The organism is Mycobacterium sp. 3519A, from assembly GCF_900240945.1.
Taxonomy (GTDB): domain Bacteria; phylum Actinomycetota; class Actinomycetes; order Mycobacteriales; family Mycobacteriaceae; genus Mycobacterium.
On the sequence record NZ_OESG01000013.1, the window covers coordinates 2,029,577 to 2,041,953 of the forward strand.

The 12,377-nt window shown below is 67.0% G+C and carries 16 protein-coding genes; 8 read left to right on the top strand and 8 right to left on the bottom strand.

Annotated features, from left to right (window positions below; genetic code table 11):
• Positions 1–13 precede the first annotated feature (13 nt).
• A complete protein-coding gene (locus C1A30_RS17680) occupies positions 14–466 on the bottom strand; it encodes a DUF2834 domain-containing protein (RefSeq protein ID WP_101950278.1) in 453 nt (150 codons plus the stop codon).
• On the opposite strand from C1A30_RS17680, the gene C1A30_RS17685 reads away from it, so the two are divergent.
• Positions 430–3,078 (top strand): DNA translocase FtsK 4TM domain-containing protein, encoded by a 2,649-nt coding sequence (locus tag C1A30_RS17685; protein ID WP_369974134.1) that lies wholly within the window; start codon positions 430–432, stop codon positions 3,076–3,078. The two genes, C1A30_RS17680 and C1A30_RS17685, sit on opposite strands and share 37 nt — an antisense overlap.
• A gap of 7 nt (positions 3,079–3,085) precedes the next feature.
• Here C1A30_RS17685 and C1A30_RS17690 read toward each other — a convergent pair whose 3' ends face one another.
• Complete coding sequence (locus C1A30_RS17690; protein WP_101949490.1) at positions 3,086–3,595, bottom strand: amino-acid N-acetyltransferase; 510 nt, start codon at positions 3,593–3,595, stop codon at positions 3,086–3,088.
• A 42-nt stretch (positions 3,596–3,637) separates the two neighbouring features.
• Here C1A30_RS17690 and pgsA point away from each other — a divergent pair, with 42 nt between their 5' ends.
• The 5 genes from pgsA (at position 3,638) to C1A30_RS17715 (ending at position 6,839) form a co-directional block, all read left to right on the top strand.
• Positions 3,638–4,231 (top strand): CDP-diacylglycerol--glycerol-3-phosphate 3-phosphatidyltransferase, encoded by a 594-nt coding sequence (gene pgsA / locus C1A30_RS17695; RefSeq protein ID WP_101949491.1) that lies wholly within the window; start codon positions 3,638–3,640, stop codon positions 4,229–4,231.
• Positions 4,212–4,703, top strand: a complete 492-nt coding sequence (locus C1A30_RS17700; RefSeq protein WP_101949492.1) for a CinA family protein — start codon at positions 4,212–4,214, stop codon at positions 4,701–4,703. Before pgsA ends, C1A30_RS17700 begins: the two co-directional genes overlap by 20 nt.
• 75 nt (positions 4,704–4,778) lie before the next feature.
• A complete protein-coding gene (gene clgR, locus C1A30_RS17705; RefSeq protein ID WP_101949493.1) occupies positions 4,779–5,105 on the top strand; it encodes a transcriptional regulator ClgR in 327 nt (108 codons plus the stop codon).
• Positions 5,106–5,198: 93 nt separating this feature from the next.
• Positions 5,199–6,011 carry a phage shock protein PspA gene (gene pspA / locus C1A30_RS17710; protein ID WP_101949494.1) on the top strand — a complete coding sequence of 271 codons (813 nt, stop codon included), beginning with the start codon at positions 5,199–5,201 and terminating at the stop codon, positions 6,009–6,011.
• Between the two features lie 18 nt (positions 6,012–6,029).
• The gene (locus tag C1A30_RS17715) at positions 6,030–6,839 is read left to right on the top strand and encodes a hypothetical protein (protein WP_101949495.1); all 810 of its coding nucleotides are present in this window, start codon (positions 6,030–6,032) and stop codon (positions 6,837–6,839) included.
• On the opposite strand, the gene C1A30_RS17720 is transcribed toward C1A30_RS17715, so the two are convergent.
• Together C1A30_RS17720 and C1A30_RS17725 are read right to left on the bottom strand one after the other, a co-directional pair.
• Positions 6,836–7,261 carry a DUF5313 domain-containing protein gene (locus C1A30_RS17720; protein ID WP_101949496.1) on the bottom strand — a complete coding sequence of 142 codons (426 nt, stop codon included), beginning with the start codon at positions 7,259–7,261 and terminating at the stop codon, positions 6,836–6,838. The genes C1A30_RS17715 and C1A30_RS17720 overlap by 4 nt on opposite strands.
• Positions 7,258–7,701 (bottom strand): limonene-1,2-epoxide hydrolase family protein, encoded by a 444-nt coding sequence (locus tag C1A30_RS17725; protein ID WP_101949497.1) that lies wholly within the window; start codon positions 7,699–7,701, stop codon positions 7,258–7,260. The genes C1A30_RS17720 and C1A30_RS17725 overlap by 4 nt, the downstream gene beginning before the upstream one ends.
• Positions 7,702–7,743: 42 nt before the next feature.
• Here C1A30_RS17725 and C1A30_RS17730 point away from each other — a divergent pair, with 42 nt between their 5' ends.
• The gene (locus tag C1A30_RS17730) at positions 7,744–8,916 is read left to right on the top strand and encodes a glycosyltransferase (RefSeq protein WP_101949498.1); all 1,173 of its coding nucleotides are present in this window, start codon (positions 7,744–7,746) and stop codon (positions 8,914–8,916) included.
• Between the two features lie 9 nt (positions 8,917–8,925).
• Positions 8,926–9,120, top strand: a complete 195-nt coding sequence (locus C1A30_RS17735; protein ID WP_101949499.1) for a DUF3046 domain-containing protein — start codon at positions 8,926–8,928, stop codon at positions 9,118–9,120.
• Between the two features lie 34 nt (positions 9,121–9,154).
• Here C1A30_RS17735 and C1A30_RS17740 read toward each other — a convergent pair whose 3' ends face one another.
• The 4 genes from C1A30_RS17740 to C1A30_RS17755 form a co-directional block, all read right to left on the bottom strand.
• Positions 9,155–10,321, bottom strand: a complete 1,167-nt coding sequence (locus C1A30_RS17740; protein WP_235009958.1) for a DUF4185 domain-containing protein — start codon at positions 10,319–10,321, stop codon at positions 9,155–9,157.
• Between the two features lie 351 nt (positions 10,322–10,672).
• A complete protein-coding gene (locus C1A30_RS17745; protein WP_235009960.1) occupies positions 10,673–10,894 on the bottom strand; it encodes a hypothetical protein in 222 nt (73 codons plus the stop codon).
• Positions 10,895–10,956: 62 nt separating this feature from the next.
• A complete protein-coding gene (gene hypD, locus C1A30_RS17750) occupies positions 10,957–12,081 on the bottom strand; it encodes a hydrogenase formation protein HypD (protein WP_101949501.1) in 1,125 nt (374 codons plus the stop codon).
• Positions 12,082–12,091: 10 nt separating this feature from the next.
• A complete protein-coding gene (locus C1A30_RS17755; protein ID WP_101949502.1) occupies positions 12,092–12,364 on the bottom strand; it encodes a HypC/HybG/HupF family hydrogenase formation chaperone in 273 nt (90 codons plus the stop codon).
• Between the last annotated feature and the right edge of the window lie 13 nt (positions 12,365–12,377).

Consider the following 12,377-nt stretch of genomic DNA (forward strand, 5'->3'; position numbering starts at 1 on the left):
GGTTTTGCAGCGGTCAGGCCACGTCGACCCATACCGTGATCCCCGCGGCGACGACGGCCAACAGTGCGAGCAGGACGGTGTCGACGGTGCCCAAGCGCGTCGGGTCCGCTCGGCCGATGCGTAGTTCCCTGGCGATCAGGAACAGCGGGAAGGTCACGCTGATCGCGATCGCCAGGCCGCCCACGATGTACGCCCACACGTATCTGACGCCGTGCTTGCGCGCCTCGATCACCATCAGGATGGCGGCGGCGAGGAAGAACAGCACGATGTCGACGGTCAGCGACCGCGAGGCAGGGTTGACTTTTGAGTCGCTGAAGAAGTCGAGCAGGAAGCCGCCCGGGTTGTCGAAGTAGGCGACGTTTTGGCTCCAGGTGGCGATCAGGGCCGCCGCGGCGATCACGCCGTAGACGGCGCACAGCACCTTGCTGGATGTCGGGAGGGCTGTTTGGGCCTGTGAAGTGGTCATTTCGGCACCGTAGGGCGTCACAGCGACTCAATCGATACGTTTCTGTGACCCGTGTGGCAGATGGTGAATATGTGGCTGATGCGACTAGGCTGGGAGGCATGCCAAGTAAGACCGCTGCCCGCTCCGGAGCCCGTTCGAGCAGGTCAAAGGCTGGTGCGCGGAAGGGGCCGCGTCCGGCGGCCCGCCGCAAGCCGGCCCCGCGGCGCAACCAGTCGGCGGTGTCGTCGGCCGGGGCGACCGTCGGTCGGGGAGTGCGCGCCGGCTGGTTGATGCTGGCCAAGGGCGCCGGCTCGACCGCCCGCTCCGTGGGCCGGGCCCGCGACCTCGAGCCCGGGCACCGCCGCGACGGCATCGCGCTGGCCCTGCTGGGCATCGCGGTGGTGATCGCCGCCAGTTCGTGGTTCGACGCCGCGCGCCCGGTCGGCGCGTGGATCGACTCGTCGCTGCGTCTGATGATCGGGTCGGCCGTCGTGCTCGTCCCGCTGTTGCTCGGCGCGATCGCCGTCGTTCTGATGCGCACCGAACCCGATCCCGACGCGCGTCCGCGGCTCATCCTCGGCGCGGCGATGATCGCGCTGCCCACCCTCGGGCTCTGGCACCTGTGGGCGGGCTCGCCGATGGATCCGGCGGGGCGTCAGCATGCGGCGGGGTTCCTCGGCTTCGCGATCGGCGGGCCGCTGTCCGACGGGCTGACGGCGTGGATCGCGGCGCCGCTGCTGTTCATCGCCGCGCTGTTCGGGCTGCTGCTGGTGACCGGCACGACCATCCGCGAGGTGCCGTCGACGGTGCAGCGGATGTTCTCCACGCGGGCGTTCCACGACGAGTACGACGACGACTACGAAGAGGACGAGCCCGGCAGCGATCAACAGGCCGAGGACTTCTCGGACGGCTATTACGACGACCCGTCGGCGTACGGGGGCGAAGAGGCGCCGTCGTGGCCCGGCGGAGCCGCAGGGGCGGCGACATTCAACGGCGGCACGCCGATGGAGAACTACCCGCTCGACGACGAGGCGCCCACGGTGCCCGAGCCTGCGGTCAAGCCGCGCAAGAAGAAGCCGGCCAAGAAGCAGGCGATCGTGATGGACCGGGTGGTCGACGGTCCGTACACGCTGCCGTCATTGGACCTGCTGATCGCAGGCGATCCGCCGTTGCGCCGCAGCCCCGGCAACGACCGGATGATCGAGGCCATCACCGAGGTACTCAACCAGTTCAAGGTGAACGCCGCGGTCACCGGCTGCACCCGCGGGCCGACCGTCACCCGCTACGAGGTCGAACTCGGCCCCGGCGTCAAGGTCGAGAAAATCACTGCGCTGCAACGCAATATCGCCTACGCGGTGGCCACCGAGAGCGTGCGAATGCTGGCGCCGATTCCCGGCAAGTCCGCCGTCGGCATCGAGGTGCCCAACGTCGACCGCGAAATGGTCCGACTCGCCGACGTGCTGACCGATCCGTCCACCCGCGGCGATCACCACCCGCTGGTCATCGGGCTCGGCAAAGACATTGAGGGCGAGTACATTTCGGCCAACCTCGCGAAGATGCCGCACCTTCTGGTGGCCGGTTCGACCGGTTCGGGTAAGTCCAGCTTCGTCAACTCGATGCTGGTGTCCCTGCTGGCCCGGGCCACCCCCGAAGAGGTCAGGATGATCCTGATCGACCCGAAGATGGTGGAACTCACTCCGTACGAAGGCATTCCGCACCTGATCACGCCGATCATCACGCAGCCCAAGAAGGCCGCTGCGGCGCTGGCGTGGCTGGTCGAGGAGATGGAGCAGCGTTACCAGGACATGCAGGCGTCGCGGGTGCGTCACATCGACGACTTCAACAAGAAGGTGCGCTCCGGTGAGATCACCGCACCGCTGGGCAGTCAGCGCGAATACCGGCCGTACCCGTACATCGTCGCGATCGTCGACGAGCTCGCCGACCTGATGATGACGGCGCCCCGCGACGTCGAGGACGCCATCGTCCGGATCACGCAGAAGGCGCGCGCCGCGGGCATTCACCTGGTGCTCGCCACCCAGCGGCCGTCGGTCGACGTGGTCACCGGCCTGATCAAGACGAACGTGCCGTCCCGGCTGGCGTTCGCGACGTCGTCGCTGACCGACAGCCGCGTGATCCTGGATCAGCAGGGCGCCGAGAAGCTGATCGGCATGGGCGACGGGTTGTTCCTGCCGATGGGCGCGAACAAGCCGCTGCGCCTGCAGGGCGCGTTCATCACCGACGAAGAGATCCACGCCGTCGTCCAGGCCTGCAAGGACCAGGCCGAGCCCGAGTACACCGAAGGCGTCACCAACGCCAAGACCAACAGTGAGCGCACCGACGTCGACCCGGACATCGGCGACGACATGGACGTCTTCCTGCAGGCGGTCGAGCTGGTGGTGTCCAGCCAATTCGGCTCGACGTCGATGCTGCAGCGCAAGCTGCGGGTCGGCTTCGCCAAGGCGGGCCGGCTGATGGACCTGATGGAGACCCGCAACATCGTCGGGCCCAGCGAAGGCTCCAAGGCGCGCGAGGTGTTGGTCAAACCCGACGAGCTGGCGGGCACGCTGGCGTTGATCCGCGGCGGGGCCAACGCCGACGGCGGCGACGACGCCGACGACGAGGAAGAGGAGTGACAAACCGCTAGAGCGTCAACAACATTCGGGTGTTGCCCAGGATGTTGGGCTTGACGTAGGACAGGTCGAGGAACTCCGCGACACCGGTGTCGTAGGACCGGCACATCTCCTCGTAGACCTCCGCGGTGACGGGCGTGCCTTCGATCTCCTTGAACCCGTGCCTGGCGAAGAAGTCGACCTCGAAGGTGAGCACGAAGATCCGCTGCAGGTGCAGTTCTCTGGCCACGTCGAGGAGTCGGTCCACGATCGCATGCCCGACGCCCTGGCCCCTGACCTTCGGGTGCACAGCGATGGTGCGGATCTCACCCAGGTCCGACCACAACACGTGCAGCGCGCCGCAGCCGAGCAGTTCACCGTCGGCCTCGGCGATCCAGAACTCCTGGACGGCCTCGTAGAGCGTGACGAGGTTCTTCTCCAGCAGGATCTTGCCGGAGTAGATGTCGACGAGCGCTTTGATGGCCGGAACATCGGACGTACGGGCACGTCGAACGACAACCCGCTCAGGCGCTCCGTTCACACGTGCGAGGGTATCGGTTCTGCCAACCGATATTCTGTTGCGGTGTCGGGCCAACCCCATATCGATCCGGCGGTCCCGCGCGCCCGCGTTGCGAATATCGCGAACGTACTCACCGGTGTGCGGATGGTGTTGGTCCCGGTGTTCCTCGTGTTGCTCTTCGTCGGCGACGGCCATGAAACATTCTGGCGGATAGCCGCATTCGTCGTCTTCGCGGTCGCCGTGATCACCGACAGGTTCGACGGCGCGCTGGCCCGCAGCTACGGAATGGTCACCGAGTTCGGCAAGTTGGCAGACCCGATCGCCGACAAGGCGCTCATCGGAGCGGCGTTGATCGGGTTGTCGATGATCGGCGATCTGCCCTGGTGGGTGACCGTGGTCATCATGGCCCGTGAGATCGCAATCACCGTGCTGCGGTTATCAGTGCTCCGCCACGGCGTCATACCGGCCAGCCGCGGTGGCAAGCTCAAAACCCTCGTCCAGGCCGTCGCGATCGGCCTGTTCGTGTTGCCGCTGTCGGGCGCATGGCTGACCGGTGCGTGGGTGGTGATGTACGCCGCCGTCGTGTTGACCGTGCTGACCGGCGCGGATTACGTCGTTTCAGCAGTCAGGGACTCGCGTGGACGACCCACTGGTTAGCGACGACGCTCGCGCGCTGGTCGCCGATCTGACCGTCCGCAGGCAGAGCGTTGCCACCGCCGAGTCGTTGACCGCGGGCCTGCTCGCAGCCACGCTGGCCGGGGTTGCGGGCGCCAGCGTGGTGTTGCGCGGCGGCCTGGTCACCTACATCGAAGACACCAAGATTTCGCTGGCCGGGGTCGCGCCACAGCTGCTGGACGCGGTCGGCCCCGTGGCCGCACCCACCGCGCGGGCCTTGGCCGTCGGCGCCAGGCAGCGGTGCGGCGCCACCTGGGGGGTCGGCCTGACCGGGGTGGCGGGACCCGACCCGCACGGCGGGCACCCGGTGGGCACCGTCTTCCTCGGCCTCGCAGGACCCGTCGACACCGAGGTGGTGGAGTTGGCGTTGACCGGCTCACGCTGGGACATCCGGCTGGCCGCGGTCACCGAGGCCATCGCGAGGCTGCGGGCACTCGTCGAATCGCAGAACTGATCTTCGGTCGGCGGGAACCAACCGGTAGGCGTTGGCGTTGCCCTAGTAACGGAGCCCAGGCGAGGGAGGAAATCGATGACGGCATTGCTGCGCGAGGTGATCGGCGACGTGTTGCGTCGTGCCCGCACCGAGCAGGGCCGCACCCTGCGTGAGGTGTCCGACACCGCCCGGGTCAGCCTCGGCTACCTCTCCGAGGTGGAACGCGGCCGCAAGGAGGCGTCGAGCGAACTGCTCAACGCTATTTGCGGCGCCCTGGACATTCCGCTGTCACAGGTGCTCGCCGACGCGGGCGACGAGATGGCTCGCGAGGAACTGGCCGCCCTCACGCGCGCCAGCGCGGCCAACATCGACGTCGCCACCAAGGTGGTCATCCCGCAGGTCGTGTCGATGGCGGTTGCCTGAGCCGCAAATCGGTCGCACAGGGTGTGGTGATCTGCGCGAAACCGATAAGTTGGCACTGAGCACACACAACGACATGAAGGCGGAAGTGATCTGATGGCCAATCCGTTCGTCAAGGCGTGGAAATACCTGATGGCGCTGTTCAGCTCGAAGGTCGACGAGTACGCCGACCCGAAGGTCCAGATTCAGCAGGCCATCGAGGAGGCTCAGCGCCAGCATCAGGCACTGTCCACGCAGGCGGCGCAGGTGATCGGCAATCAGCGTCAGCTGGAGATGCGGCTCAACCGCCAGCTCGCGGACATCGAGAAGTTGCAGGTGAACGTCCGCCAGGCGCTGACGCTGGCCGACCAGGCCACCGCCGCCGGTGACGCCGCGAAAGCCACCGAGTACAACAACGCCGCCGAGGCGTTCGCCGCGCAGTTGGTGACCGCCGAGCAGAGCGTCGAGGACCTCAAGACGTTGCACGATCAGGCGCTACAGGCCGCCGGCCAGGCCAAGAAGGCCGTCGAGCAGAACGCGATGGTGTTGCAGCAGAAGATCGCCGAGCGCACCAAGCTGTTGTCTCAGCTCGAGCAGGCAAAGATGCAGGAGCAGGTCAGCGCGTCGTTGCGGTCGATGAGCGAGATCGCCGCACCGGGCAACACCCCGAGCCTCGACGAGGTGCGCGACAAGATCGAGCGCCGCTACGCCAACGCGATGGGCGCCGCCGAACTCGCGCAGAACTCGGTGCAGGGCCGGATGATGGAGGTCCAGCAGGCCAGCGTGCAGATGGCAGGCCATTCCCGGCTCGAGCAGATCCGCGCCTCCATGCGCGGTGAGCAGTTGCCAACCGGCGGCACCGCGGCAGGCGCACCCGCGACTCCAGCCACCAACCAGCAGGCGACACCGGAAAACCCGCTGTCGCAGTAACTTTCGTAGGGCAGGGCAGTGAACACACGCACGGGACGGCCGGAAGCGTGGCGCACGCTGGTGCAGCGCGGGGTGGACACCGCCGCGGAGTGGACCGACGTGTTGGCCGAAAAGCTCAACGCCGCAGCGGATCCGCGCGCCAAGCTGCTACGCAAGCGGCGGTGGGCGTTGCGGCTGACCGTGTTCTTGACGGTGTCCACGCTGTTCTGGATTGCCGTCACGGCGCTGCTGGCGTCGTGGAGCACGCCGGCGTGGGCGCTGTTCATCCCGGCGCCGATCGCGGTCGGTGCGGCGTTCCTGGCGACGCTGGCGTTCGCGCGCTACCGCTGGCTGCGTGGCGAACCGCTGCCGCCGCCGCGGGGCAGGCGACTGCCGCCGTGGGGCTCCGCCGCCCGCCAGCCGATGGCCGCTCTTGCCGCCTCCGAGCGCGGATTGGTCAACCTGCTGGGCGTTTTGGAGCGCGGCCGGATGCTGCCAGCCGACGAACTGCGCGAGTTGAAGGTGGCGGCCAACCAGACTTCCGCCACGATGGCGGCCACCGCCAACGAAGTGGTGTCGATGGAGCGGACGGTCAGATCAGCGCCGCAGTCGCGCCCGCATCTCGCGCCGACGATCGCCGCGTTCACCGCTCAGCTGGACCACGGGGCCCGGCAGTACAACGAGTTGGTCACCGCCGCAGCGCAACTCGTGTCGGCAGCCAACACCGGGTCGATGTCCAGCTCGCCGATGTCGCAGCAGCGGTACCGCGACGAGTTGTCCAACGCCACCGACCGGCTGATGGGTTGGGCGCAGGCGTTCGACGAACTCGGCAGGCTTCGCGGGGCCTAGACGTCGTGTGAGCTCGACGGCCCTGACCGGGGGCCGTACTTCGCGATGTACGCGTCGTGAATGTGCGCGTCCTTCTGACGTTTCAGCTCGTCGGCCAGCGCCGGGTCGAGGCCGTGTTTGCGCAGCATGTGCCTGCGCCACACCTTGTTCAGGGCGTGCGAGAACATCACGAACGGGATCAGGATGGGCGCCGTCATCGACAGATGTACGACGAACGTGGTCGGGATGAACCAGAACGGCACCATCAACAGGAACGCCGGGATGAAGACCCGGACCATCATCCTGGCCGTCGCGCCCTTGCCTGCGAGGTCGTGGCGAACCCAGTCGCGCATCGAGTCGGGCAGTCGCCGACCGTAGCAGTAGCCGATGTACTCGAACAGGTTCGGTTTGGTCCGGGTGGTTCCGGAAGCTCCAGCGCTCATCTCAGTGTCTGCCTCAACGATGGAAATACGGTTGCCGCGAGACCTCGCAGCGTGCCCTTGGTGATGTCCCAGAGGTCGAAGTAGTCCCGCCACAACGTGATTCGGCCCGCGTACACCTCGAAAACCCCGCACACCCAGAACTGGGTACGCAGCGGGCCGATGATCAGGGCGTCGGTGCGCTCGGTCATGACGGTGTTGCCGTCGGCGACGATGCGGTGGATCTTCACCTCGAACCCGACGCGGCCGTGCCCGCTGCGCAGGATCTTCATCAGCCGGTGCCGCCCCCGCACGGTGGCCCAGCCGACGTTGTGCCACGCGATGGTGTCGGCGAACGCCGCCTCGACGGTGTCGTAGTCCTCGTCCTGCAGGGCGTAGAGAAAGGTTTCGACGGTGCGGGCGTTGTCGACGCCCGAACTCACCCCGGAAGCCTGGTCGGTCATGGCAGCCAGCCTAATCCCCGGCGGCTGTGGCAGGGTAAGCGCGTGCGGGTCGCCGTGGTTGCCGGGCCGGATCCCGGGCACGCTTTTCCTGCCATTGCGCTGTGCCTGAAGTTCGTGGCCGCGGGCGACACCCCGACGCTGCTCACGGGCCCGCAGCGGTTGGAGGCAGCCCGCCGTGCGGGGGTGCACGCGGTCGAACTCGAAGGGCTCGACCCCACCTCGGTAGACGACGACAGCGATGCCGGGGCGAAGATCCACCAGCGGGCCGCCCGGATGGCGGTGCTGAACGCGCCCCTGCTGCGTGATTTGGCGCCTGAGCTGGTGGTCTCCGATGTGATCACCGCGTGCGGCGGCTTGGCCGCCGATCTGCTGGGGCTGCCGTGGGTCGAGCTCAACCCCTCTCCGCTGTACCGGCCGTCGAAGGGGCTGCCGCCGCTGGGCAGCGGCCTGGCTCCTGGCGTCGGGTTGCGCGGCAAGACGCGCGATGCCGTGATGCGGGCGCTGACCGCCCGGTCCTGGCGGCGGGGGCTGCGGCAGCGGGAGGCGGCTAGAGCCGAAATCGGTTTGCCCGCCCGCGATCCCGGGCCGCGGCGGAGGCTGATCGCGACGTTGCCGGCGCTCGAAGTTCCGCGGCCGGACTGGCCGGAGGAGGCCAAGGTGGTGGGCCCGCTGCATTTCGAACCGACCGACGCGGTGCTGCAGGTGCCCGCGGGCGCCGGCCCGCTGCTGGTGGTGGCGCCGTCGACGGCCGTGACGGGTGCCGGCGGTCTGGCGGAGATGGCGCTCGAGACGTTACGACCGGGGGAGACGCTGCCCGACGGCGCCCGGATCGCCGTGTCCCGGCTGGGCGGACCCGACCTGGCCGTGCCGCCGTGGGCGGTGGTCGGGATGGGCAGGCAGGACGAACTGCTGGCGCACGCCGATCTGGTGATCTGCGGGGGTGGCCACGGACTGGTGGCCAAGGCACTGCTCGCGGGTGTGCCGATGGTGGTGGTGCCGGGCGGCGGCGATCAGTGGGAGATCGCGAATCGTCTTGTGCGCCAAGGTAGTGCGCAGCTGGTCCGGCCGTTGACCCCGGAATCGCTGGTGGCCGCTGTCGGTGCGGTGTTGTCGTCGCCGCGGTACCGTGACGCGGCTCGGCACGGCGGGGCGAGCATCGCCGACGTCACAGATCCGGTACGGGTGTGCCATGAAGCGCTTGCGTCGTCGGCGTAAATTGGTCGCGTGCGGTTGACCGAATTCAACGAACTCGTCGAAGGCCAGTTCGGGCCGGTGCGCGGCGCATCGATGCTCGTCGACCACGCGTTGTCGGGATTCGGGGGCCGCACCGCGGCCCAGGCCATCGAGGACGGCGTCGACCCGCGCGACGTCTGGCGTGCGCTGTGCGCGGACTTCGACGTCCCGCGCGACCAGTGGTGATCTGTGTGCGTCGCTCCAAAACGTGCACAGATCGCTAACCCAACGTCGTGCGCATCAACATCACGCTGTAGTTGGACCACAGCGACAACGTGAAGTAGAGGTCCTGCCCGCTGGACCATGGATGGATGTACGGGGCATATATGCCGCCGGGAACGGCTGTCGACGCCACGACGGTCGCCGGCTTACTCCATGGGCCCTCCGGCTTGTCCGCGGTCCGCATCACGACATTGCTGACGGTGTCGGTGTAGAGCATCACGAATTTCTTGAGGAAGTCGTTCCAGGCCACCGACATCTCACTGCCGGGGGCCCAAACCACTTGTATCGCAAGGAATGGCATGTTCTTCAGCCATCCGAACGGTGTGTAGTACTCGTAGGCGGATAGGTCAGCCACCGAACTCTCCGCCACCCGCGACAGGAACGGTGCACCGCCGCGGCCCGGAGTCGTCCCGTACGCGTACACGTAGCCGTTGGCGCGTAGATATGCGCCCATCTGGAAGTTCTGGTAGCCCCACACGAACGGAACGTTCGGCACCGAGTTGAACCAGGCCGGTCGAATACTCGACGTGGGCACAGTCCAGTTCTCGCCGTTGTCGGTGGACGCGGCGACGGCCGAGAAGTTGGTCGACCACTGTCCGGGGCTGCCCCAACTGCTTACCGACATGAAGTTCACGTATTGGGTTGTGCCGACGGATATTCCGGCTGTCGGAATGATTGTGACCTCTGTGGCCGCGAGGTTGAGGCTGGCGACCACCTGTCGGGAGAAGTTCGGCATCGGACGATTGGGGTCGACGGGAGAGCCCGCATAGATGTTGTTGAATCGTGCGTCGGGGATGTCCATACCGTCGGCCAGGTTGCGGTCCGCACTGCGGAAAAGCGTATTCTTCCGCCACTCCTGATCGGCGGCACTGCAGTCGCCGAAGGTATCCCCGAACGCGATCAGCACCTGGTTGTTGGGGCCGGATTGCCCGTTGTCCCAGATGATTCCGAGGTCTGCGCCGGATATCCGGAACCGGCTGGAGGACTGCGTATTCGGTCCGGTGATCCAGCCTGCGGTCGATGCTTTGGCGACTTTGGGTGCCGGTGCGGGCAGGATGTTGGGCGCGACACCGTCCACGGTCGTCTTGGCGGGGTCGGCGTTGGGACTCGTTCGGCCCAACAGGATGGACGGCATGCGCCCGATCGGCAGGTGCAGGACGGGCAACTTGGGCAGACTCGGGATCGTTAGCCTCGGTGCTGTCGATTGCGTCGACGGGCCGGCACTCGAGGGTGTGCAAGGGTCGGCAGCGGCGGTTGGGATCACCGTCAACGAGGCGATCACGATAACGGTGGTTGCATTAGCAACCATCGCTGATGCAAGTCGGGCTCCAGCGAGCATGTCACCTTCCGGCAATTACGCGACGTCAGCGAAGTGCGTTGACGTAGCCTGTGACGATAGTGACGGAAGTGACAATTTGGACTGCCCGATCGTCGGTCGATAGCAGCCCGATACCGTGTCGCGATCTACCCGTTAGCGTCCCGCGCGCCGACGGTCACGAACCTTTCGGCGGAATCGCTAGTCTGTCGACGTCTTGCGGCCCTCGTAGGGCGGCACTTCGGGTTCGACGTCGCGCGGCGGCTCGTTGGTGAAGCCCGTCTCGAAGTCGGGCTCACCCTCTTCGCCGTATTGGGGTACGGACCGATCGCCCTCGTATGCGCCGGACGGCCGGTCTGCGGGCCCGCCGGACGGCTCGTCTGATCCGGTGTCCCGCGATCCTTTTTCCTCTGGCTTGGTCATGGCAACTCCTCACAGTGACCTGTGCAGTGGTTACCCCCGCCGCGCCGCCTACAAGCGCTTCGTCAGCGCTGGCCCAACAACTGCGCGGTCTCGCGGTGCAGCCTGCCGAAGTTGTAGTAAGCCGCGCACGCGCCCTCCGGCGACACCATGCAGGTGCCGATCGGCGTCTCCGGCGTGCAGGCGGTGCCGAACACCTTGCACTCCCACGGTTTGATCACGCCCTTGAGCACTTCACCGCATTGGCATGCCTTGGGGTCGGCGACCCGAACGCCGGGCATGTCGAATTTGCGTTCGGCGTCGAACTCCGCGTAGTCGGGGTGCACCTTCAGCGCGCTCTGCGAGATGAATCCCAGTCCGCGCCACTCGAAGTGGGGCCGCAACTCGAACGTCTCGGCCATCAGCTTCAACGCCTGTGTGTTGCCCTCCGGTCGCACCACCCGGGTGTACTGGTTCTCCACCTCGCACCGGCCGTCGCGGATCTGCTGCAGCAGCATGTGCACCGAGGCCAGGATGTCGAGCGGCTCGAATCCGGCCACTACCATGGGTTTTCCGTACACCTGCGGCACAAACCGGTACGGCCGCAGGCCCACCACGGTGGACACGTGGCCCGGCCCGAGGAATCCCGACAGCCGCAGATCGGGCGACTCGAGGATGGCCTTGATCGGCGGCACGATCGTGACGTGGTTGCAGAACACGCTGAAGTTGCGCACCCCCATCGCGCGCGCCCGGACAAGCGTGACCGCGGTCGACGGGGCCGTCGTCTCGAAGCCGACCGCGAAGAACACCACGTGCCGGTCGGGGTTGTCCAGCGCTACCTTGAGTGCGTCCAGCGGCGAGTACACGAACCGCACGTCGGCGCCGCGGGCCTTGGCCTCGATCAGGTTTCCCCTCGACCCGGGCACGCGCATCATGTCGCCGAACGTGGTGAAGATCACGCCGGGTTGTTCGGCCAGCCACATCGCATCGTCCACCCGGCCCATCGGAATCACGCATACCGGGCAGCCGGGTCCGTGCACCAGCTCGACCGTTTCGGGCAGCAGGTGTTCGATGCCGTGCCGGTAGATGGTGTGCGTGTGGCCGCCGCACACCTCCATGAACTTGAACTCGTCACCGCCGGCCAACTCGGTGATCGATTTGACCAACGCGCGCGCCGCGGCCGGGTCGCGGAATTCGTCGACGAACTTCATGTCAAGCCTCTCAAGCGATTTCGGATTCGTTGAACGCGTCGATCTCTTGCTGATAGTTCTCGCCCATCTTCTGCACCTGGTCGAGCGTCAGCGCCGCCTCGCGCTCGTCGATCTTCGCCATCGCGAAGCCGACGTGCACCAGCACCCAGTCGCCGACCTGCAGGTTGTCGTCGGCGAGTAGGCGCACGCTGATGGTGCGCCGGACCCCGTTGACGTCGACCTTGGCCAGCGATTGTTCGGCGTCGACGATGTCGACGACCTGGCCCGGTATTCCAAGACACATGGCCGGTCTCCTC

Bases quoted from the DNA above. Each gene is read 5' to 3' on its own strand.
- C1A30_RS17745 (WP_235009960.1), bottom strand. From the start codon at position 10,894: ATGACCAAGCCAGAGGAAAAAGGATCGCGGGACACCGGATCAGACGAG.
- C1A30_RS17720 (WP_101949496.1), bottom strand. From the start codon at position 7,261: ATGAGCGCTGGAGCTTCCGGAACCACCCGGACCAAACCGAACCTGTTC.
- C1A30_RS17725 (WP_101949497.1), bottom strand. From the start codon at position 7,701: ATGACCGACCAGGCTTCCGGGGTGAGTTCGGGCGTCGACAACGCCCGC.
- C1A30_RS17680 (WP_101950278.1), bottom strand. From the start codon at position 466: ATGACCACTTCACAGGCCCAAACAGCCCTCCCGACATCCAGCAAGGTG.
- C1A30_RS17755 (WP_101949502.1), bottom strand. From the start codon at position 12,364: ATGTGTCTTGGAATACCGGGCCAGGTCGTCGACATCGTCGACGCCGAA.
- clgR (WP_101949493.1), top strand. From the start codon at position 4,779: ATGACGGCATTGCTGCGCGAGGTGATCGGCGACGTGTTGCGTCGTGCC.
- hypD (WP_101949501.1), bottom strand. From the start codon at position 12,081: ATGAAGTTCGTCGACGAATTCCGCGACCCGGCCGCGGCGCGCGCGTTG.
- C1A30_RS17685 (WP_369974134.1), top strand. From the start codon at position 430: ATGTCGGGAGGGCTGTTTGGGCCTGTGAAGTGGTCATTTCGGCACCGT.
- pspA (WP_101949494.1), top strand. From the start codon at position 5,199: ATGGCCAATCCGTTCGTCAAGGCGTGGAAATACCTGATGGCGCTGTTC.